The 22264-nt window shown below is 46.0% G+C and carries 17 protein-coding genes; 14 read left to right on the forward strand and 3 right to left on the reverse strand.

Going from position 1 to position 22264, the window contains the following annotated elements:
- Position 1: 1 nt before the first annotated feature.
- The gene (locus D9Y29_RS08555) at positions 2–1018 is read right to left on the reverse strand and encodes a FecR family protein (protein ID WP_127127031.1); all 1017 of its coding nucleotides are present in this window, start codon (positions 1016–1018) and stop codon (positions 2–4) included.
- A complete protein-coding gene (locus D9Y29_RS08560) occupies positions 1015–1587 on the reverse strand; it encodes an RNA polymerase sigma factor (RefSeq protein ID WP_127127033.1) in 573 nt (190 codons plus the stop codon). The genes D9Y29_RS08555 and D9Y29_RS08560 overlap by 4 nt, the downstream gene beginning before the upstream one ends.
- 313 nt (positions 1588–1900) lie before the next feature.
- On the opposite strand from D9Y29_RS08560, the gene D9Y29_RS08565 reads away from it, so the two are divergent.
- The 8 genes from D9Y29_RS08565 to D9Y29_RS08600 all read left to right on the forward strand — a co-directional run bounded on the left by D9Y29_RS08565 (position 1901) and on the right by D9Y29_RS08600 (position 12130).
- Positions 1901–2431, forward strand: coding sequence for a hypothetical protein (locus D9Y29_RS08565; protein WP_127127035.1), 531 nt, complete (start codon positions 1901–1903; stop codon positions 2429–2431).
- A gap of 118 nt (positions 2432–2549) precedes the next feature.
- Positions 2550–3146, forward strand: coding sequence for an RNA polymerase sigma factor (locus D9Y29_RS08570; RefSeq protein ID WP_127127037.1), 597 nt, complete (start codon positions 2550–2552; stop codon positions 3144–3146).
- A 70-nt stretch (positions 3147–3216) separates the two neighbouring features.
- A complete protein-coding gene (locus tag D9Y29_RS08575) occupies positions 3217–4437 on the forward strand; it encodes a FecR family protein (RefSeq protein WP_127127039.1) in 1221 nt (406 codons plus the stop codon).
- A gap of 57 nt (positions 4438–4494) precedes the next feature.
- Entirely contained in the window at positions 4495–7857 is a 3363-nt protein-coding gene (locus D9Y29_RS08580; protein ID WP_127127041.1) for a SusC/RagA family TonB-linked outer membrane protein, read from the forward strand.
- 10 nt (positions 7858–7867) lie between these two features.
- A complete protein-coding gene (locus D9Y29_RS08585) occupies positions 7868–9289 on the forward strand; it encodes a RagB/SusD family nutrient uptake outer membrane protein (RefSeq protein ID WP_127127042.1) in 1422 nt (473 codons plus the stop codon).
- A gap of 3 nt (positions 9290–9292) precedes the next feature.
- The gene (locus D9Y29_RS08590) at positions 9293–9760 is read left to right on the forward strand and encodes a hypothetical protein (RefSeq protein WP_127127044.1); all 468 of its coding nucleotides are present in this window, start codon (positions 9293–9295) and stop codon (positions 9758–9760) included.
- Between the two features lie 22 nt (positions 9761–9782).
- The gene (locus D9Y29_RS08595) at positions 9783–11237 is read left to right on the forward strand and encodes a hypothetical protein (RefSeq protein ID WP_127127046.1); all 1455 of its coding nucleotides are present in this window, start codon (positions 9783–9785) and stop codon (positions 11235–11237) included.
- A gap of 98 nt (positions 11238–11335) precedes the next feature.
- Complete coding sequence (locus D9Y29_RS08600; protein WP_127127048.1) at positions 11336–12130, forward strand: metallophosphoesterase; 795 nt, start codon at positions 11336–11338, stop codon at positions 12128–12130.
- 48 nt (positions 12131–12178) lie between these two features.
- On the opposite strand, the gene D9Y29_RS08605 is transcribed toward D9Y29_RS08600, so the two are convergent.
- Positions 12179–13486, reverse strand: a complete 1308-nt coding sequence (locus D9Y29_RS08605; protein ID WP_127127050.1) for a hypothetical protein — start codon at positions 13484–13486, stop codon at positions 12179–12181.
- A 210-nt stretch (positions 13487–13696) separates the two neighbouring features.
- Here D9Y29_RS08605 and D9Y29_RS08610 point away from each other — a divergent pair, with 210 nt between their 5' ends.
- The 6 genes from D9Y29_RS08610 to D9Y29_RS08635 all read left to right on the forward strand — a co-directional run bounded on the left by D9Y29_RS08610 (position 13697) and on the right by D9Y29_RS08635 (position 22240).
- On the forward strand, positions 13697–14284 hold the full coding sequence (locus tag D9Y29_RS08610) for an RNA polymerase sigma factor (RefSeq protein ID WP_127127052.1): 588 nt from the start codon (positions 13697–13699) through the stop codon (positions 14282–14284).
- 60 nt (positions 14285–14344) lie between these two features.
- Positions 14345–15556 (forward strand): FecR family protein, encoded by a 1212-nt coding sequence (locus tag D9Y29_RS08615; RefSeq protein WP_127127054.1) that lies wholly within the window; start codon positions 14345–14347, stop codon positions 15554–15556.
- A 105-nt stretch (positions 15557–15661) separates the two neighbouring features.
- Complete coding sequence (locus tag D9Y29_RS08620) at positions 15662–18976, forward strand: SusC/RagA family TonB-linked outer membrane protein (protein WP_127127056.1); 3315 nt, start codon at positions 15662–15664, stop codon at positions 18974–18976.
- Between the two features lie 9 nt (positions 18977–18985).
- Complete coding sequence (locus D9Y29_RS08625) at positions 18986–20461, forward strand: RagB/SusD family nutrient uptake outer membrane protein (protein WP_127127058.1); 1476 nt, start codon at positions 18986–18988, stop codon at positions 20459–20461.
- A 13-nt stretch (positions 20462–20474) separates the two neighbouring features.
- The gene (locus D9Y29_RS08630) at positions 20475–21293 is read left to right on the forward strand and encodes a hypothetical protein (RefSeq protein WP_127127060.1); all 819 of its coding nucleotides are present in this window, start codon (positions 20475–20477) and stop codon (positions 21291–21293) included.
- A gap of 20 nt (positions 21294–21313) precedes the next feature.
- Entirely contained in the window at positions 21314–22240 is a 927-nt protein-coding gene (locus D9Y29_RS08635) for an ABC transporter ATP-binding protein (RefSeq protein WP_206513745.1), read from the forward strand.
- The last annotated feature ends 24 nt before the right edge of the window (positions 22241–22264 follow it).

Below are 22264 nucleotides of genomic sequence, written 5' to 3' on the forward strand. Positions count from 1 at the left end.
TTTAGTTTTTGGGTGAAATGATGATCAGGTCTTGTTTACGGGAGATTTTTACTTTCCCGCCGGCTTCAATCACTTGCAGTATTTTGCTTAATGTTGGTTTTTCGAAGATGCCTGAAAACTCGAAGTGGCGGATCCGTTTATCAGTAAAACTCACAGCAACGGAATAATAGAGTTCCAGTTGTCTCGCTATCTCCTGTAGCGGTTTATTCCTGAATACGAAGCCTCCTGCTGCAATAGCGGCGGCTTCGCTTTCCGTCATCGGTTCTATATGCCAGTTATGTTTTGCTTTGTTGTAATAGAAAGCCTGGTTGGGTAAGAGATTGCCAAGCAATTGTTCGCCTGCTCCTTTCTTTTCCAGCAGGCTTACACTTCCTTCCACGAGCCTGATCTCATATTTCCCATTTGTGGTATCGCTCTTTACGGAGAATGAAGTGCCGGTGACCCTGGTGGTAACGGGGCCACTGTGTACGAGGAATGGCCTGGCGCTGTCTTTCGCTATTGAGAAATAGGCTTCACCACTCAGGTAAACTTCTCTTTTCCTGCTATCGAAATTGCCTGGATATTTCAGCAGTGATGCTGGTGTAAGGCTGATCACAGATCCATCGGGGAAATGCAGTAGTGTCAGTTTTCCTTCCGGCGCCTTCACCAGTTTCCAGGTTACAGGAGCGGTTTCGTTCCTGCCGGAACGGGCGAAATGCAATGCCAGCCATGCGGATGAAACAACGCCAAGTATGGCAGCCGCTATCCACCAGGTTTTCCGGGGAATGGCAAAGATGCGCGTACGCCTGGTAGTTGGCAGTTGATGCAGCCTGTTGATCCGGTCAAGGTGATGGGAGAGATCGGCCCATTCAGGTTCATCAGCCTGTTCAAATAGAGGTTTGAGCTCGTTGTATAGGATAAGGTATTGACCGTTCTCCGTGCAACACTGCTTCCATTGTTGTTGCAGTGCAGGGTCCGGGTTGCTGGTGAGCGCTGCGTGAAGCAGGTCCCAGTTGATGGGATCATTATTTTTCTTCATAGAGATAAAGTTTGCCTGGTTTTGCTGCGTTGGTAGAAGTAGCTTTTGAGCTTTTTTACGGCTTTGTAGAGCTGTGTTTGCACTGTGCCTTCTGTGATACTCATAAGAGCAGCTATCTGGGGAATGGAATAGTTATGCAAACGTTGAAGACGGAAGATGTCTTTCTGCCTGTCGGGGAGCGTGTCCAGTGCGTGCAGTATTTCTTTTTCAATGTCTTTAAGCAGGAGTCGCTGTTCAGGACGTTCGTTCTCATCATGCCCGGTTGCTGAAATATTTTCAGTGAGTTCTTCTATGACCTGGATCTTTTGTCGAAGGAGATTGATGGCGGCATTGCGGATGCTGGCCATGAGATAGCCGCGAAGCGTGGCCTGCAGGTTGATCTCTTTTCTTTTTTCCCAGAGCTTCTGCAATACATCAGCGGCAATTTCTTCTGAGTCCTCATAGCGGCCACAATAATAGTAAGCCAGGTTGCGCAGCTCGGGATAATACTTTACAAAAAGAATTTCGAAAGACCGGTGATGGTCCTGCCTGATCGCCTCCCAAATTAATTCATCTGTATTTGAACTCATGCTTGTGCCTGTTTAACTGCGGCTACAGGTAAATAGACACAAATATGAGCTGGCTTAGATACGCTGGTGTGTTACGAAAAGATTAAGAAGATTGGTAATATTCGCTTAATACCGGTCTCAGAATTGCCCGGGCCTGGAAATGAAAAAAAATCTCAGCGTGGAAAAGCGTATGATCCACATAGTTATCCTGCGTATCAGGATAATTTCCCTATCCCGGTAAACAGGTAGTTTTCGTTTAATGAGATTCAGGTATTGTATCCAATGGTTGATACGCTTATTTTTGCCGCAAAATTTTTCAATTTAAACGGCAGTCATGAAAAAATTGAGCGTATTACTTTTTGCTTTAGTTGTTTCTTTAGTTGCTACCGCGCAAAACGGGGCATATTCCAAAGGAGACAAACTGTTGAATGTTGGTATTGGTCTGAACTCATATTACAGTGGTGGTATTCCTTTAGGCGCGTCTTTTGAAGTGGGAGTAACCGAAGATATCAGTGTTGGCGCCAATGTTGATTACCTGTCCCATAAGTATGGCGGATTTGGATATGATTGGAAATTCACCGCTTTGTATTTCGGAGCAAGAGCCAATTACCATTTCAATACCCTGCTGAACATCAATAACGAGAAGGTGGATGTATATGCCGGTGTTGGTCTCGGTTACCGTTCTTTCAAATGGAAAGACAGCGATTATGATGGCGATGGTCTGAAATCAAGCTATGGCAGCGGTGTTTACTTCGGTATCCTTGCCGGTGGTAAATACTATTTCACTGATAATATTGGTGGATTCCTCGAGCTCGGCGCTACCGGTTCTACCAATGTGCGTCTCGGTGTTGCTTTCAAATTCTAATTTTTTCTTGTTAGATATCAAAAACGCCTGCTGGTTATTGCCAGCAGGCGTTTTGTCATATATGATTTATTAAAATTCTCTTACCTTTATCCACCGTTTACCCGATGTCAGACCCCGAATGTTACAGTTCAGTACATACACAGATGAACAATTGGTTCAGCTATTGCAAAGTGGCAATCAGCGGGTATTTGAGGAAATCTATGAACGCTACCACAAACGGGTATACGCTTACCTGGCCGGTTTTGTGAAAGATAATTCCCTGGCGGAAGATCTCACTCATGAAGTATTCATGAAGATTTGGGATATACGTATGCAGCTCCAGGTACACAGTTCGTTTTCTTCCTATCTTTTTCGCATCTGCCACAACAAGGCCATCAATGCTTTAGAAAAAATTGCCGTGGATAATAAGTTGCGGAACAGGGTCATACAACATTTGCAAACGCATTCTTCCACGCAGGTCCAGGATACAGGCGCGATTAAGGAATACGATCAGTTATTGGAAAATGCCCTGGAAACCCTGCCGCCCCAGCGCCGTAAGGTTTTTCGCCTTTGCCGGGAAGAAGGTAAGACCTATGATGAAACTGCCGCCCTGCTTGGGATTTCCCGGAATACAGTAAAGGAACATATGGTGAAAGCCCAGAAAACGCTCCGTAGCTTCCTGGATGAAAAAGGCGATCTCGCTTTTGTGCTGCTACTGGTTTTAGATCTTCCCTGATATTTTTCTAAAATTCTTCTTTTTTCGAACCACCCTCTATTTCGAAGTTCCTGTCTTCTTATCAGGAACTATGCAAAATCCATTGTCATATTACAGGCAGTTACTGGAAAAATACCTCTACAGCGCTGTGTCCGCGGGCGAGGCCAATGAACTTTTCGATTTCATGGCGGCAGACCCGGAGGAAGCGAAGGCACTGATGGAGGAGTTCCGTGATGTAGATCTTAGTGACCGGTTCAAACATCTTGAAAACATCAGTGAACAACATAGCCGCCGGATGTTTTCAAGGTTGAAGAATGCAATTGCAGCTACTCAGGATGAGCAACCGGCTACTGCTGTTCACCGTGTACATTTCCTTAAAACTAGCTGGTTCCGTTATGCTGCAGCAGTTTTTGTTATAGCTGTGACGGCTCTGTTATTCCTGTTATTCAAAAACGATAAAAAAGGCAAAGAGATGGCGGCGGCCGTTACTCCACCACAAACTGATATTGTGGCAGGCAGTGATAAAGCTGTTCTCACGCTGGCTGATGGAAGCAGGATAGTACTTGACGAATCGAAGAATGGAAACCTTGCACAACAGGGTAATGCCAGGGTTATGAAGCTTGATAGCGGAAGACTGACTTATCAGGTTGATAGAGGCGTTGCCGCAAAACCTTCTTTCAATACGCTGACTGTACCAAGAGGGGGCCAGTATGCACTCACATTATCCGATGGTACCAGGGTTTGGTTAAATGCCGATTCATATATCAGGTATCCCACAGTATTCAACGGGCCTGAAAGAGTAGTTGAAATTTCCGGCGAAGCATACATGGAGATTGCGAAGAACAATAAACAGCCTTTTATCGTGAATGCCAATGGTACGGAGGTCCTGGCGCTGGGCACCAGTTTCAACGTGAATGCCTATCCGGATGAAGGCGGTGTAAAAACAACGCTGATAGATGGGGGTGTGAGAGTGAGAAAACTTTCTTCAACCGAAGCTAAGGTACTCGGACCCGGCCAGCAGGCGATAGTTACCGGCAATATCGATTTTGTAAAAGTGGAATCGGTGGATACCGAACAGGTGCTCGCCTGGCGCAACGGATTCTTCAGTTTTAATAACGCAGACATCAAAACCATCATGAGGCAAATATCAAGATGGTACAACATAAACATTATCTATGAAAAAGGCGTTCCTGAGCAACGTTTCTTCGGAGAAATGAGCAGGAACCTGAGTTTGTCGCAAGTATTGAAAGGACTGGAAGTAACCAAGATCAATTTCAGACTGGAAGGAAGGAATTTAATTGTGATGCCATAGGCTTCACCTGAATTGACGGTCCATCGTTCATAGTAAACCCCAACTCAAAATACAGTTATGGTATCTCTCCCGTTACCACCAGGTTCCGCCTGGTCATTCACCAAAGCAATGCGCGTGATGAAGATCATGGCAGTTTTTCTGCTAGGTTGTTTTTTTCATGTATCGGCCAGCTTCTCACAGTCTGTAACCCTTAAAGTGAAGAATGCCCCTTTGAAGGAAGTACTCGCTGCCGTTAAAAAGCAAACCGGTTACGCTGTTTTCTATAATGCAGAACTGCTGGCTGATGCAAAACCTGTTACACTTGATTTGCAGAATGCCTCACTCGCAGAAGTACTGAAAGCGGCTTTCAACGGTCAGCCTCTGAATTATGTTATCGAGAACAAGACCATCTTTATCAGTCGCGGTTCCGCTGCACCCACAGAAAATAAGCGAACAGTAGAGCTGATGCTCTCGCAGGCCGACCCGGTGAAGATCCGCGTTACTGACGCGGAAGGACAACCGCTTACAGGTGCCACCGTTGCAGTTGCAAAATCCAAAAGATCCGGCGTAACTGATGCACAGGGATATATCACCCTGAACCTGGATGCCGGTGATGTTATCTCCGTTTCTTATGTTGGTTATGTAAGCCAGGACATAAAACTGACCGGGGGAAAGAATTCCCTGATGGTGGTGTTGCAGACCAAGCCCAATATCAATGATGAAGTAGTGGTGATGGCTTATGGACAAAAGAAAAGGAAAACGGAAATGGTGGGATCTGCTTACCAGGTCAATGCAGACAGGATCGCCAATCTGCCTGCCGGTCGTATAGATGCGTTACTGGATGGCCAGGTACCTGGTTTGAGAGTAACGTTGAATACTGATGATGCCAGCAGCACCAAACCCAGGATGAACCTCAGGCTCAGAGGCACCGGTTCTTTCAGTGCATCCAATGAACCGCTGTGGATTGTTGACGGTACACCTTTTTTTACCGGTGACCGTACCAATATGGTCCCGGGCATACAAACATCTGTAACTCCCTTGTCATATATCAATCCAGAGGATATCGAATCGATTACTGTATTGAAAGATGCCGCCGCTGCCGCCATTTATGGCGCCAATGCATCCAATGGTGTGATCCTGATCACTACAAAGTCAGGAACCAAAAGCTCGCCCACGGTAAGCCTTTCATTGCAAAATGGATTTTCCAGGATCAATAAGGGTACAAAATATAAAACACTGAACAGTGCGGAATACATGGAACTGGCCAAAGAATCCTTTGCCAATGCAGGAGGAAATATGGCTTACTTCCCTTACAACGACAATGACCTGAATAATTACAGTCAAACCAATACTGACTGGACGGATGAGTTCTACGGAACCGGTATCCTCAACAACGCTACATTATCGTTGAGAGGCGGTACCGATAAACTCGACTATGCTGTTTCCGGCGGCTTCTTCAATAACAAAGCAACCATCAAGGGCAATTCGCAGTTGAGGGCGTCAGCTTCTGCCAACCTGAAATACAAATTCAGCAAAAAACTGGATATCGGTGTGATCACCCGATATTCTTTCAACAGGAACAATACCTTCAATCCAGGAATGGATTACCTGGATTTTCTGCCCATCTTCTCACCTTACAACAACGATGGCAGCTATCGCCTGTACAACCGGAAAATATCCGGTATCGCTCCCAATGGAGATCCCGTTTATTCCAATGTGAAATTCTTCAACTCAGTAGCCGAAAGGGAACAGAACGATGATATCCAAAAAGGTAATGTACTCAACAATAACTTCATCCTGGGTTACGAGATCATCAAAGGATTGAAATCCACCACGCAATATGGAATAGATTACCAGGAGGTAAAACAGAATCAGTATAGTGCCAGGACCAACTGGTCTGGTATGGACCAGCAGGGAAATGCACTTGGTTACGCATCGAGGTCATACAATGAAACTGTTACCAAAACTTTCATCGAGCGGTTGAACTACTCGAAGAGCTTCGGTATCCACCATATCAGTGCGCTGGCTGGATTGGAACTGCTTTCCAAGAAAAGCAATACCAGTCACCTGTCCGTTTCCGGATTTGACGACGACAATCACCGGGATGTATCCTACGGGAAAAAAGTCGAATCCAATTTCTCCAACAAGCGGGAGGAAAAACAAGCCTCTTATTTTGGACAGGTGGAATATAATTACGACAGGAAATATTATATCCAGTTCACCGGCAGAAGGGATGGAAGTTCCACTTTTGGCAGTGATGCCCGCTGGGGTAATTTCACTTCGGCAGGTATTGGCTGGAACCTCAAGAATGATCTGTTCAAGGAGTTTAATAATATCGACTACCTGCGGCTAGACGCCACTTATGGAAAAACAGGTAACTCCAGGTTGAGCAACCAGGAGGTCTTCGGAGTTTATGCCATCAACCCCGGCAATGGCTATGATGATCAGGAGGGAGCTATCCTCTCTAATATTCCCAATACAAAGCTTCGTTGGGAAGCCGCTAAGCAATTCAACCTGAAACTGAACCTGGGCTTGTTCAATAAGGTGACCTTCCTCGTGGAAGCTTACAGGAAAAAAACAGTTGATGCGATCGTTAATGTGCCTGTATCGAGAGCTACAGGAGAAACTTCCGCACAAAGCAATACTGGTGTGATTGTAAACGAAGGTATCGAGGCCACTGTAAGATGGAATGTAATAGGACATGAGCGCAAACAATTCGCATGGTGGGTTGAAATGAATGCTGCGCATAATAGAAACAGGGCCGTGGAATTGTATAATGATAATGGCAAGGCAAACGGAAACTATATCTGGCAGGAAGGCGTGGACCTCAATATGCTCTATCTCATCAGGTGGGCAGGTGTTGACCCCAGGGACGGTGCGCCTTTGTGGTATGATTTCAATGGCAACCTTACCCGTTCTTACAGCATCGATAACAGGGTGCCCTGGAAATCCGCCAACCCTGATCTCTTTGGTGGCGTAAGGAACCAGTTCGAGTACAGGCAATTTTCTTTGAGTGCGCTCATCTCTTACCAGATCGGCGGTTATGCATTCAGTTCATTCGGCAGGGGCATCAACTCAGATGGTTTGAATATCGAAGCAGACAACCAGTCGGTGAACCAGCTCGACAGGTGGCAGCGCCCCGGTGATGTGGCTATCAATCCCAAACCTATCTGGGGTATCTCCACACGCTCCGTGATGAACTCTACGAGATTTGTTCACAAGACCACTTTCGTGCGTCTGCAAAACCTTACGTTAGGGTACAGGCTTCCGGAAAAAACGCTGAAAAGGCTGCATGTAAAAGATTGCAGGATCAACCTGATAGGTAATGAACTTGGATTCTGGACACCGTATGATAAAACCAACAGGAACTCCTACAAACAGTCGAGAAGTGGATACCCGCTGGAAACAAGTTTTCTGTTAGCTATTAATGTCACTTTCTAATACATGAACGATGAAGAATAAACTCATTTATATAGCAATCCTACTGGTTACATTCACTTCATGTAAGAAATATTTTGAGGTGGACAACTCAGACAGGGAAACCATTCCCAATCTTTTCTCGAAGATTGAAGGTTTTCGTTCAAGCATACTCGGTACATATGGACTAACCTTCGATTATTATGCTTCTTATTTTTATTATTATCCTGAAGTGGCAGGCAATATGGTGGATATTACCAAGACCGGCCTCAATGTAATGAAGCAGCAGCAGGATTTTCTGTCGGACCCGGAGGAAGAGATCCAGGCTGTGGGTTATATCTGGCGCAGGGTCCTGACCACTATCGCCAATGCGAATAATATCATAGAGCAGGCGCCTGAATTTGTTAAAAATAATCCCAATCATAAAACAGAAGTGGACCAGATCAAAGCCCAGGCTTTGTTCATCAGAGCGCTCGCACATTTCGATCTCTGCAGGGCATATGCCCAACCCTGGAATTACACTGCTGATGCAGGCCATCCGGGAGTGCCTATCGTACTGAAGAATCCTGCACCGGAAGATAAAGTGAGCAGGGCTTCTGTGAAAGATGTTTATGCGCAGGTGATCAAAGATCTGAAGGAAGCTGAAACGCTGTTTGGGAACAGTACAGCACAGAGCACCTATTATGCTTCCAAAAAATCAGTACAGGCATTGCTGGCAAGAGTATACCTGTATTCAGAGAAGTGGGATGATGCCATCAGCTATGCAGGCGCCGTGATCGGGAACAGTACACTCGCTTATGAAAATGATTATGCAGCCATGTTCAATGATCTGGCCCCGGGTGTAGAAACCATTTTCCGTCTGAACGGAAGGCTCAGAACAAAAAAGCTTGGCGAAGTATATGCCCTGAAAGATGCTACCTATGTGCCTGCCGATACCTTGATGAGCCTTTTCAAAGACCCCACTGATATCAGGTTGGGATTATTTCAGACCATGCCGGACATTGCCGGAAAATACCTGACTAAAAAATGGACCATCACTGTTCAGTTTGATGGCAGTACAGAAAAATATGATCCGATGGTATTGAGGGTTTCAGAAATGTATATGATCAGGGCAGAAGCTAACCTGGCGAAAGACCGCATGGACCTCGCAGCAGATGACCTGAAAGTGTTGATTGGACGTGCATTGAAGAAGGATCCTGCGGATATTGCTTTCAGTGATATGAGTAAGAATTTCCTGACAAGGACACTTATTGAAGAACGTGCCAAAGAGTTTTGTTTCGAAGGACATAATTTTTTTGATATTACCCGGATGAAACAAAACCTGGTCCGCGGCGCTACCACCACTTCCATTGTGAAGAGGATCGATTATCCCAGCAACTTTTTTATTCTGCCGATCCCGCAGTCTGAAATAGACGCCAACCCGGGCATGACAGGTAACCCAGCCGTAAATAAATAGCATATGAAATCGTTTAGAAATATATTATACCTGTTTGTATCGGTTTTCCTTTTCAGCGCCTGCTCAAAAAACGAAAACGATACTTACGATCTGCGGTATGTTCATATCATGGACAATGAATCTTCCACCGTCAATATCAGTGATAAAGCGAATGTGGTAAGTACTTATGGTATTTACCTGAGTGGCCCACAAGTACTGGAACCTATTACTGTAGCATACAAGATCACAGTAGGTGATGGACTTACAGAAGGAGTGGATTATGAACTCATCAATCCTGCATCCGAAGTGGAATTCCTGCCCGGCATTTACGATATGCCTGTCAGGATCAGGTGGATGGCCAATCCTGTTGATCCGGCAAAGAACAATACTGTAGTGATCGAGTTGCTCAGTGTAAGTAACCCTGCTTTCAACCTGGGGCTTCCAGGCAAGGACCAGCTCCAGAGAAAACTGACCATCACAAAGTTCCACTGAGTCTAAATTTTAAAAGATAAATATGAAACTGTTCAATATAACTTTTTCCATTTTCCTGATGATCGCTTTGGTGTCCTGCGCCAAGAAAGCGGACGTATGGGAACGTAAGGATGTGAATGAAGTGAAATTGCTTTCCTTCGGTTTTTATGAAGCTGATAATCCTGGTGTGCTGGAGAGGGATTTCATCGTAAGCAATCTCAATAACAACAATATCCTTTTGCAGATGCCTGTGAATGTAGACAGGTCTGCATTGATCGCCCGGTTCACTGTAAGTGATAATGATGTGATCAAAGCAGGTGGAGCCATACAGAAAAGTGGAGAGACTGCGAATGATTTCCGGATCCCTGTTGATTATTTCCTTTCCGATGGCAATTACAATGCGAAGTATACTGTAACTATTGCCAAAGGCAGTGATTTTATCTGGAAGGCTATCGAGGTTAATGTAAATGATTCGGCTACATCAATGATCATGAAAGTGAACCCAGTTACAGGAATGCCCTACCTTATGTACAGCCAGAACAGGCCAAGCTCTTCCGATTCAAGACCGGCGATGGCTTACCTGGAGAATGAAGTATGGGTGAACAGGGAAATTTCCGATGGCCGTATGGGCTCCAATTTCGATTTTACTTTCAATAGTTCAGGAATGCCCTACGTTAGTTTTCCTGATTATAATGCAACCCCCGCACAGGCGCCTACTGTGAAGAAACTCGATGGCGCAGGATGGTCCATGGTAGGGCCGCAGGGATTGACAGGCGTGAAGATGTCTTACAATGCCCTTGTTTTTGTTGATGATACAAAACTGATGCTCACCAATACATATGATGCTGCAGGTGGAGGTTTCGTCAGGAGGGAACTGGGGTATTCAATTTTTGAAAACGATACATGGACTACCGGCAACAAATTGCCCAACCGAGGAACCCAGGCCACTTTCTGGCAGGCAGCCAGGAAAAAGAATGGCGCAATCTATTTAGGCGCAGTCAATACCGGCAGTGGAAATACGATCTCCATTTACAAATACGAAAATGGTCTATGGTCTACTCTGCTGAACGCCTGGAGGGACCCCAACGCTACCGCTATTCATACCGATGAGTTTGATATGGAAGTGGACGATGAGGGAACTATTTACGCCGCATTTGCAGATAACAGTAATGCTACTACCCAGAAATACCGCGTGATCAGGTTTGATCCGGTAACGAATAACATAACACCTTTGGGTAGTTACCTTTCCGGGGGCTCCGGATTTGATTTGGATTTTGCCATTTCACCGGATGGCATTCCCTATTTCCTTTTCAAGAATGAAAATAATTATCCTGCTATCGTTTCATTTGATAATGAAACGCAGGACTGGTCAATACAGAATATCCTTGAAATGGCTACTGCAACAGACCTGTCCCTGGATTTTGCTCCCAACGGAGAAGCTTATGCGAGCTATATCAAGAACAGAAAGCTGACCATCCATAAATTTACCAAACCCTAAATAGCAATAGAAAAGTGAAAAAGATCTGTGTTGCCGTTTTGTTTTTATTGAATTTTACAACAACTGGACTTGCCCAAAGCAAGTTCAGTTTTGTATTCATGTCTGATATTCATTACACGCAGAAATATAATGCGCCCAGGGGATTTCAAATGCTGGTGGATACGCTGAACCAACTCAACCCGGACCTGGTAATGGTTGGCGGAGATATCATCTACGATGCGCTGCGCGTAAAAGAAAAGGAACTGATCGGTAATACCAAAGCTTATCTGGAACAGGCTGCAAAGATCAAATCGCCGCTCCATTACGCAGTTGGCAATCATGAGGTTTTTGAACTCTACCAAAAGGAGGCTGATACAAATGGCACACTCTATGGAAAGCGATATTATGAAAAATACTTTGGTAAGCGCTACTATTCCTTTGATCACAAAGGCTGGCATTTCATGGTGCTGGACAATATCTTCATCACTCCAGACAGAAAGTATATCGGCAAGATCGATAGTGTGCAAATTGAATGGATCAAAGAAGACCTGAAAACAGTAGGTGCTCGAACGCCAATTGTTATCATGATGCATGTGCCGTTGATCACTACTTTGTCGCAATTGTATGGTGGCGGCACCAATGCCAATGATGATAAAGTGGCGGCGGTGGACAGTCATCGACTGCTGAGATTATTTGATTCGAAAAATCTGCGCCTGGTATTACAGGGGCACCTGCATTATTTTGAAGCCTTGAATGTGTTGAACAAAACCATATTCATAACAGCGCCTTCTGTATCAGGAAAATGGTGGCGCAGCAAGCAGCACAATGTGGAGGAAGGATTTATTCAGATCAATGTTGATGGAGACAAAGTGGATTACGAGTATATTGATTATGGATGGGAAGCAGGAAACTGATGTAATAAAAAATGGGGCTAAATGCAAGCCCCATTTTTTATTACAGGATTACAAACTTCTTATCGCCCTGAATTCCACATAAAGCATGTGTGACTTGTATTGAGGGCATCCATTCGGGCCACTGCCCTCCAGGATGTACACCGGCCCATAGAATGAACCTTTTACCGGCTCTCCCACTTTCCCGAATTCCGTGATCTCAACATTCCCAGACGAGTATTTCAACGTACGGGGCGGACCGCAGTCTTCATACATGGTTAAATAATTTTTTGGTATTTGACCAACGTAATCAGATACTCCTGCTTTGGATTTACCGTACTGGTAATCTTCTCCGCAAGGGTACTTGCCCGGAACAGTAGCAAATGCATGCAGGTTGATGAGTATCGTTCCCTGTTGCCCCGTGATCCCGATACTGGCATCATTGCCTATCGCGGATACATTGGTAATATTTAGTTTTTCTCCTTTGAAAACGCCTTTCATATAACTGTCTCCCAGAATTTCTATCTGGCCGAGCAGGGTCACCTGGTCGAATTTCGCGAATCCTCCCGGCAGCGTTTCATCAAATACTTTTATATTATGGCCGGTGAGTTTCACTGAGATCTCTGCAATATTACTGGTATTTGGCTGCAGGCGGAAAGGAGTGAACCTGGCGGTCTTTGGCGATTTCTGATCAACTTTAATAATTCCTTTCGTGGGTTGGATAACCCGCCATTCTACATTGTCTACCCGGTTGGTAAGCCGGGCAAGAAGATCATCATTTCCGATGGTGAAGCCTTCAATGATAAGCGTTGTGGTATCTCCGTATCCTACGAAGGGATCGGCTATCCACAGGGATAATACTTCGGTTACACTCCAGTCGCTGAAGTGGTTTGTTTTGAAAATGAATTTCTTCCTGTCTTTGTCGAGTTTACCAGGTACTGCTTTCCAATTTCCTTCAGCTGTCTGGTAAGCTGCTGCGATCCATTGCGGGTTGGAGCTTTTTGATGGCCCTTCAGAATAATTGAGTGATATTTCAACCGGAGTACTGAAGGTGGTGCCTTCAGGAGTGAGGCGGTATGCGGTTTTTGCAGTGTCTTCAAATATGGTATTGGTAATGGGTTGAATGCCGAATGTGGTATTGGTTGCTACGGCGCCTGCGGGAACATGGATAGTTAGCGATCCATCTGCGCTTGTAATGTTGCCACCAGCCGGGCCGATCACTTGCTGAACCACAGCTCCGGCCGGTTCTCCTTTTTCGCTTTTAACAGGCTCACCAATGCTTGTCTCCGATGTGGAAGCATTCTTTTTGCATGAAATCATGCTTATGATAAGACCCATGATCAGTATGAGCCTGTGTAACTGTCTTTTATTATTTTTCATGTTCATTTTTTTCCAGTGAAGATCAGATGTGAAAATACGCCAGTCATTTACGGGCAGCTACCTTCCTGAGCCGGCATGCTGTTTTTGAAATTCATACTGCGTTTTTTTCTGTCTGGAAGAAGCGGCCCGACTTTCGTTTTTTCATTGTATGTATTTCGTTTCAATCTTTTTCTATAGTTTGCACCACATCCCGCCACCAAATCAACTGTATTGCCAACCGAACCCTCATACGCTGATAAAGAATTATTCTTCCAAATCGCGGAAGGAGATGAGCAGGCATTCACGCAATTTTTCATCAAATGGGCAACGCCACTTACACACTATGCCAATAAGATCCTAAAGAATGATCAGGCCGCCAGGGACGTATTGCAGGAAGTATTCATCAAAGTGTGGTTGTACCGGGATAAACTCCCGCAGGTAGAACAACCTGCCGCCTGGCTCAAAAAAGTGGTCACCAATCAATGTTTACTGATGCTCGAAAAGAATGCTGCGCAGGACAAGCGCCTGGCCGCACTCAAACTGGCACAACCATTACAACAGGAAGATCCGCTGCCTGCCATTGATTTCAGAGAGATACGACAAACATTGAATGATGTAATTGAACAGCTCCCGCAACAGCGTCGCACCATTTACCGCCTGAACCGAGAAGAAGGTAAGACCACTAAAGAGATTGCTGACGACCTCTCACTTTCTCATGGTTATGTGCGAAATGCCCTCAGTGCTGCTTTAGACACCATCAGGCAGGAACTGAACCTCCGGCTGGGGCTGCCACTTTTCCTCCTGTTACTTTTATTTTAATTTTTTTGGACCGGCATAGTGACATTATTCCTTCTCCTCTGATCTATTAATTACCAGTACATGCAAAACACCGATATACATATGCTCGTGAGGGCATTCCTCAATAACAAATTGTCTGAAACGGAACAACAAGAATTCCATCAGGTTCTGAAAGATTCCGGTCAGCGGGAATTACTCACGCAAGCCTTCATGGAATTGACGGGAGATCCGGATTTGCAATTGCCATTTGACCAAACCCTGTTGCCTTTACTGACTGCTGCTTTGCAGGCTGATCGTAAACCTGCTGCCATGGTGGAAATGTATTCGGGGAAAAGATCAAAACGTTGGATTTGGGCGGCAGCATCAGTATTGTTGTTGGTTATCGCAGGGACCTGGCTATTCATTGCAGATGATAAAAATGGAAAAGAAGAACAACAGACTATTGCTTCAATCGTCAATATCCCTCCCGGAAGTGATGGCGCCATACTAACCCTGGCCGATGGGTCTGCCATCCGGCTCGATAGTCTTGCTGATGGCCTGATTGCCCGGCAACTGGGTGCTGATCTTGTTTTGAAGAACAGGGAACTTTCCTACGAGCCTAAGAAAAACCAGCAGGCGGCAACAGTCTACAATACCATTACCACGCCAAGGGGCAGGCAATACCAGTTCCGGTTGCCTGATGGAACGGATGTTTGGTTGAATGCAGGAAGCTCCATTACCTTTCCTACGGTGTTCAATTCCCTGGAAAGAAATGTAAAGATAACAGGTGAAGTATATTTTGAAGTAATGAAGTACAAGACAGAGAATGGAAAAAGGTTACCCTTTACCGTTAGTGTTGAAACACCTTCGGATATTGCCCGGAATTTGGATATTGTAGTGTTGGGCACACATTTCAATGTGAACGCTTATGAAAATGAACCGCAGGTGAAAACCACGCTGCTGGAAGGAAGTATAAAACTGAAAAAGAACAGGGAGCAATACCTGTTATTGCCAGGGCAACAGGCGCATCTTCAACCCAATGGAACTTTTAAAATGACTGATCAGGTCAATGCCGAAGAAGTACTGGCCTGGAAGGATGGTTTCTTCTATTTTGATCATACTGATCTGCAGACGGTGATGCGTCAGTTGTCTCGCTGGTATGATGTAAACGTGGAGTATCGCGGTAATATTCCCGATCTGAAATTTGTAGGAGAGATCCCGCGCAGCGCCCGGCTGGACCAGGTATTCCAGATACTTGGCAAAACAAAGCTTCGTTTTACGGTGGAAAACAAAACGATCATCGTACATCCATAATCATAAACCTTACTCACCAGTTACAGACCACGGCCTAATACAGTGCCGGCTGGAATCCTATTGCCAAAACAATTTTCAATTCATTTTTTAACCGCAACATTTATTATGCTACGGACTGCTTTCATTTTGGTTGTAGGCTGCCTGATGGCGGGCTTGCAGGGTAAGGCGCAGATGGTGACCATTTCGGTGAGAGAGGCAAAGCTCGAATCGGTTCTCAAGATCTTCAAAAAACAAACCGGGTATTCTTTTTTCGTGGACGAGCCCACCTTGAAAAAAGCTGAAAGGGTAACGCTCAACCTCAAGGGCGTTCCATTTGCAGATGCGCTTGAACAATGTTTTTCCCTGCAACCGAAACTCATCTATTCAATGGTGGGCCAAACAGTAGTGATCTCCGAAAAAACAAATGTTGATACTGATGCGGGTGCAAACAGGCTGGCTGAGGAGGAAGATTTCATCATCTCCGGTAACGTATACAATCGAAGAGGGGAGCCTTTATTCAATGCCAGCGTTTTATTAAAGGGTTCATCTAAGGGTACCACCACTGATTCGTATGGGAAGTTCAAACTGCAGGGTACGAGATCAGGGAATGTGGTGCGGGTGAGTTTTATCGGATACAAAACAATGGAATTGTCCGTGGCTTCTCCGGGTAAGCCACTGCATATAGTACTCGACGATGCCAGCGATGAACTGGATGAAGTGGTAGCACAAGGCTACAGCAAAACCACCAAAAGGCTGAGTACTTCTTCTGTTGCAAAAGTAGGGGGAGATGAAATTGCCCGGCAACCAGTAATGGACCCGCTCCTGGCATTGCAGGGTAAAGTGCCTGGCATGGTATTAACACCTTACGCAACACAGGAGGGAAGCCCGGTTGTGATCAATATCAGGGGCCGCGGATTGTTATCAGACGCCAGCGCTAATCCACTGGTTGTAATTGATGGCATTCCGCTGAACGTAGGGTCCAACAAAGGGGTCGCCTTTGGCGATGGACCGGTACAGGGGCTTATGGCCCTGATGAGTCCCGCAGGCAGTCAGAGCATGTTATTCGGACTAAATCCGAGGGACATAGAAAGTATTGAAATTTTGAAAGATATCGGTGCAACAGCGATCTACGGTTCATTGGGAGCAAATGGAGTAATACTGATCACCACCAAGAGGGGAAAGGCGGGGGCTCCCAATTTAAATGTTAATGTAAACTCCGGCATATCGAAGGTATTGAAGTATTACGATCTGCTCAATACTCCGCAATACCTCGAAATGCGCCGTGAAGCGTTGCGAAATGATGGGCTTGTTCCGTCCGTCATCAACGCCCCTGAATTGACGCTTTGGGATACCACAAGGTACACAGACTGGCAGCGTGAGTTTTTTGGCCGCACGGCTGCCACCTTGAATGCAACGGTCAGTTATTCCGGGGGAACACCGCTGTTTACACATAACATTTCAGCCAATTATTCCCGGTCAGGCAATATAACACGGGTGTCCGGGAAAAGCGAAACCATGGGCGTGAACATAGCGCTTGACCGTAAGAGTGAGAACCGGAAATTCAATACAGCCCTTACAGTGAATTATACCAATTCTTTTCTCGATATGGTGAACGCTCCCGGCGTTGCAAATTTACCTCCCAATGCCCCGCCGATTTTCGACTCATCCGGCAATCTGAATTACAAGGATTGGGGAGGAACCGGGTTTGAATCTGTGCTGGATGGTTTTGGAGCCATGCTCAGGAATTTTGAAAGCCGTACCAGTTCATTGCTTGCCGGTCTTAAGCTCTCTTATCAGTTGGCCAATGGATTAAACCTGCTTACCAATATTACGTACCGGACTTCCAATAACACCGGATGGAACCTGATCCCAATCAGCTCACAAAACCCCGGATCCAACCCTTCCGGCTCTTCTTCGCTCACCAAGAGTGAAACCAGGGGTTGGGCCCTGGAACCGCAAATAGTTTACGACACACGCTTGCTGGCCAAAGGCAATTTATCAGTAACAGCAGGCGCTACCATCCGTTCAGATATGTCGGAAAGCACATCCAGCCGGGCATTGGGATTTACCAGTGATGCATTGCTGCGCTCATTGGCCAATGCCCCAATAGTACTGACTGATTATTATCGTTCGCCTTATAAATATGCAGGCATCATGGCGAGGATCGAATATATCTGGGATAATAAATATGTCGTGAATGGGATCTGGAGAAGAGACGGATCTTCCAGGTTTGGCCCCGGAAGCCGGTTCGGGAACTTCGGTTCCGTTGGTGTGGCCTGGGTGGCCTCGGATGAAACCTGGGTGAAGAACGCATTATCGCCTGTTGTCAAATTCCTCAAGTTCAATGCCAATATCGGTACTGCCGGAACGGATGGCGGAGGGGATTACCAATATTTATCCAACTGGTCCAGAGGACAATTGGCTCTATATGATGAGGTGGTTCCCATGAAAAGCATTCATGCCGTCAACCAGGATTACCAATGGCAGTTGACAAAGGAATTGAATGCCGGTATGCAATTGAATTTCGCCGGTTGGGGAAAATTGCAGTTGGAGCTGAATTATTACAGGAGAAGAGTGGGCAACCAGTTGGTGAACAACCCTACACCGGTCTTTACCGGCTTCCCTACCGTGTTTGGCAACTGGAATGCCCTGGTGCAAAATGCCGGTTGGGAATTGAATCTCCGGGCTGTGTTTATACAGAAAAAAGATTTTAACTGGAGCGGATCTGTCAATGCAGGATTCAATAAGAACAGGCTGCTGGAATATCCACAGATTGAAAGAACGCCCCATTACTCCATGTATCTCGTAGGGCAAACACTCTCTACCCGCTACCTACTCAACTACCTGGGTGTAGATCCCATGACAGGCGCTTACCAATATGAAGATTACAATAAGGATGGAGTTATCAATCATACATCTGTACTGCCTCCTCTGACCTATCCGAGCGATAAACAGGTAGCTGTTGATATCATGCCTGTTGTTCAGGGGGGCATTTCGCAAAGCTTTACGTACAAGTCCCTGTCGCTGTTCCTCGGTTTCGACTATGTGATCCAGAAAGGAAGGAATGCTTTTTCGAGTGTGAGCGGGCCGGGCCGTTTTGGTAATATCCCGGTAGAGATCTTCAACAACCGCTGGCGGAATCCCGGCGACAATGCCAGGTATGGCAGGCTGACTACGGGAACTGCCCAGAATTTTCAAAAAGGAGTGTCCACCCTGTTTTATGGCGATGCCTCTTTCCTTCGATTTTCGAATGTTGCTTTCAGTTACCAGTTGCCGGAAACCCTTGCAAGGAAGATTGGTATGAAGAATTGTTCATTCAATATCAATACACGCAATCTCTTTTCCATCACGAAATACGAAGGGGTTGATCCGGAAATACAAAATTTCAGCGCCATGCCTCCGGCCAGAACAATCACTGTAGGTATCAATGCAAACTTCTAAATCCACTTCATGCGTAATCTAACTTTCATCATACTATTGATTGCAGGCGCGGCCATCTTTCCCTCCTGCGAAAAGCTGGTTGAAATAGAACCTCCGATCGATTCCATACCAACTGCTGAAATGTTCAAAACAGATGAACAAGCCAAAACCGCGATGGCCGGCGTTTATTCAAAAATGATCAATGGTGAGAGCGGCAAAGGAGCTGCTTTTGCAGAATTCAGTGGTGGTTTGGCTTCCATCATTGGCGGATTTTCAGCTGACGAGTTGAATACAGCAGATGCCCTGCTTTCCAATGTTCAATTCAATTTCAATACCAACAAGATCTTGTTCGATAACTCCATTTCTCCGGCATTGTGGACCTCTGCCTATACTACCATTTACGGAGCCAATGCGGTGATTGAAGGTATTGCAGCCTCCACGTCTTCCGGCTTGTCTGAAGGGATTAGAAAAAAGCTGACGGCAGAAGCCAGATTCATCAGGGCTTTCTCGTATTTCTATCTCGTGAATTTCTTTGGCGAGGTGCCCAATGTACGCACGGTAGACTTCAATCAAACCCGCTTGTATAAGAGAGCGCCCCTGGCGGAGCTATACAAACAAATGATTGAAGACCTGCTGGCCGCGCAGGCCAGCCTGCCAACGGTAAATACCAGTAATGCAGGTGAAAGGGTATATCCTGATAAATGGGCTGCTACTGCAATGCTGGCCCGGATCTACCTCTACACCGGTGAATACGATAAGGCATTCAGCCAGTCAAGCGCTGTTATTGCCAATACCGGAAAATTCATCCTGGAGCCTGAACCTGCTAACACTTTCCTCAAAACCAGCAGGGAAGCAATCTTTCAGTTGAAACAAAATACCGCCGCCAGCCAGGTTGGCAATGCTACCGCTGAAGGATATACGCTGATTCCAAATGGTAGTCCCGTAAATTCATCCATTGACCTGGTCCGCTATTATTTACCCGAATATCTGGTAAATGCATTTGAGCCGGGCGACAAGCGGTTCAGGGACTGGGTGGGCATTTCTACGGCCAACACAGCAGGAACCACTTTGTATTATGCCCACAAATACAAAACAGGACCGCGCAACAGAACAGTGGGAGGCGCCCCTACAGAATTCTACATGGTGTTGCGATTGGCAGAGCAATATCTTATCAGGTCTGAGGCTGCCGCCCATGGAGCCGCAGCGCTGAGTGATGCCATTGACGACCTGAATGCCATCAGGTACAGGGCCGGCCTGAACCTCCTCCCTAATACCCTTACGCAACCTGAGGTGCTGGATGCGATCGAAAAGGAAAGAAGAGTGGAACTTTTCCTGGAATGGGCGCATCGCTGGTTCGATCTGAAGCGCACCGGAAAAGCTGTATCCGTTTTGTCGCAGTACCCCATCAAACAACCCTGGGAAGGAGATTACCAGTTGCTCTATCCCATACCTCAGGACGAGCTTCAAACCAATCCAAACCTCACTCCAAACCCAGGTTATTTCTAAAAACTATTTAGTTATGAAGAACAAACAACCATTATTACCCGGCTGTTACCTGAGCAGTAAGCGACTGATACTTTTTTTGATGATCAGTGTTTTACTGGCCGCGGGCTGTACCAAAAGCTTTGATGTGCCGGGTGTTGCTTCGCTGAATGTATTCAACGGAGTTGTTGGAACAACCAGGCTGTCTTCAGACCTGAGCGAAACCTCGCCCATACAATGGTACAAGAATTCGCTTTCCGTCTTGTACGGGAATGCCGGCAGTCTCAATCCGGTAAACATAAGAACCAGTCCGCAATTCAATTCATACAGCGGTGATCAGCGGATCAAATTCTTCAATTACCCGGATACGCTTGCTCACAGTTTGCCGCTGCTGGACCTTCGTTTGAGCCTTCCCGTGAATACCATCAGCAGCCTCTTTCTCACAGGAACAGTGGATGATCCCGATACGCTTTTTGTCCGTGACAACTTTCCGTTGCATACCGGAACAGACAGTGTAACCAGGATCAGGATCGTAAACCTGGTGCCAGGCTTGTCTGCCAGCGTAAACCTGGCAGGGAATAGCAACGGAAGTGAGGTGGCTTCCCTGGAATATAAATCAGTATCGGACTTTATCAGCTATCCGGTTCCTTTAAACGGCACCAGGTATGATTTTGAAATAAGGGAGGCAAATTCCGGTGAGTTGGTAACCACCGGGGTTCTTGATGCCAGGGACGCCAGGCAAAGCACTTCCTTCATCAATTATTACCGCTTTAAGAACCTTACCATGATCATTTATGGAGGAATAGGGAACACCGGATCTACTGCACCCAGGGTTGTTCTCATGGGCAATTATTAAATCATTTCAAGAGCAATATTATGAGTACAATCCTTAAGATCGAACATTTATCGCACCGCTATAGCAGCAACTGGGCTGTACGCGATCTGAATATAGAGATCCATCAAAACGGTATTGTTGGGCTGCTTGGCTCTAATGGAGCGGGTAAATCCACTACCATGAATATTATCTGTGGCGTGCTGAGCCAAACAGAAGGTAAAGTACTGATCAATGGTTTTGACATCAGGGAGCAGCCGGAAGAAGCAAAGAAGCATATCGGCTTTCTACCGCAAATGCCGCCATTGTACATGGATTTTACGATCGATGAATACCTGCATTACACCGCCCACCTGAGGGCTATGGAAAAATCCCGTATCAAGGCAGCTGTGGAAGAAGTGAAAGAAAAAACAGGAATAGGGCATTTCAGCAGCAGGCTGATCAAAAATCTTTCAGGAGGTTACAAACAGCGCGTAGGCATAGCCCAGGCAGTGATCCACAAACCCAAACTGGTGGTTTTGGATGAGCCTACCAATGGCCTCGACCCCAATCAACTGATCGAAGCAAGAAAGCTCATCAGGGAAGTGGCGCAGGATCATGCAGTTTTGCTTTCTTCTCATATCCTTTCAGAGATCCGCCTGCTTTGCAGGGATGTGATAATGATTGAATCCGGCAGGATGGTATTTGCAGATAGCATGGACGCCTTCGATAATTACCTGCAACCCAACAGTATGCTGGTAACCCTGGAGAACATGCCACCCGAATCTGCCCTGCTGGCCATCAAGGGGGTTACCAAAACTGAGCTGCTTTCCAACCGGCAGGTAAGGATTTATTATGAGGCCGGACATAACATCAACGAAAGTATTGTGGAAGCCAGTATGAAGAACCACTGGAGGCTGATGGAAATCAGCGCAGACAAAACTTTACTCGATGATACCTTCAAACAACTCTCTGCTCAATCTGCCCAATAGATACTATTGGTGCTGAAACCATAA

It is taken from the genome of Pseudoflavitalea rhizosphaerae, assembly GCF_003991355.1.
Taxonomy (GTDB): Bacteria; Bacteroidota; Bacteroidia; order Chitinophagales; family Chitinophagaceae; genus Pseudobacter; species Pseudobacter rhizosphaerae.

Bases quoted from the DNA above. Each gene is read 5' to 3' on its own strand.
- D9Y29_RS08555 (WP_127127031.1), bottom strand. From the start codon at position 1,018: ATGAAGAAAAATAATGATCCCATCAACTGGGACCTGCTTCACGCAGCG.
- D9Y29_RS08560 (WP_127127033.1), bottom strand. From the start codon at position 1,587: ATGAGTTCAAATACAGATGAATTAATTTGGGAGGCGATCAGGCAGGAC.
- D9Y29_RS08565 (WP_127127035.1), top strand. From the start codon at position 1,901: ATGAAAAAATTGAGCGTATTACTTTTTGCTTTAGTTGTTTCTTTAGTT.
- D9Y29_RS08570 (WP_127127037.1), top strand. From the start codon at position 2,550: ATGTTACAGTTCAGTACATACACAGATGAACAATTGGTTCAGCTATTG.
- D9Y29_RS08575 (WP_127127039.1), top strand. From the start codon at position 3,217: ATGCAAAATCCATTGTCATATTACAGGCAGTTACTGGAAAAATACCTC.
- D9Y29_RS08580 (WP_127127041.1), top strand. From the start codon at position 4,495: ATGGTATCTCTCCCGTTACCACCAGGTTCCGCCTGGTCATTCACCAAA.
- D9Y29_RS08585 (WP_127127042.1), top strand. From the start codon at position 7,868: ATGAAGAATAAACTCATTTATATAGCAATCCTACTGGTTACATTCACT.
- D9Y29_RS08590 (WP_127127044.1), top strand. From the start codon at position 9,293: ATGAAATCGTTTAGAAATATATTATACCTGTTTGTATCGGTTTTCCTT.
- D9Y29_RS08595 (WP_127127046.1), top strand. From the start codon at position 9,783: ATGAAACTGTTCAATATAACTTTTTCCATTTTCCTGATGATCGCTTTG.
- D9Y29_RS08600 (WP_127127048.1), top strand. From the start codon at position 11,336: ATGTCTGATATTCATTACACGCAGAAATATAATGCGCCCAGGGGATTT.
- D9Y29_RS08605 (WP_127127050.1), bottom strand. From the start codon at position 13,486: ATGAAAAATAATAAAAGACAGTTACACAGGCTCATACTGATCATGGGT.
- D9Y29_RS08615 (WP_127127054.1), top strand. From the start codon at position 14,345: ATGCAAAACACCGATATACATATGCTCGTGAGGGCATTCCTCAATAAC.
- D9Y29_RS08620 (WP_127127056.1), top strand. From the start codon at position 15,662: ATGCTACGGACTGCTTTCATTTTGGTTGTAGGCTGCCTGATGGCGGGC.
- D9Y29_RS08625 (WP_127127058.1), top strand. From the start codon at position 18,986: ATGCGTAATCTAACTTTCATCATACTATTGATTGCAGGCGCGGCCATC.
- D9Y29_RS08630 (WP_127127060.1), top strand. From the start codon at position 20,475: ATGAAGAACAAACAACCATTATTACCCGGCTGTTACCTGAGCAGTAAG.
- D9Y29_RS08635 (WP_206513745.1), top strand. From the start codon at position 21,314: ATGAGTACAATCCTTAAGATCGAACATTTATCGCACCGCTATAGCAGC.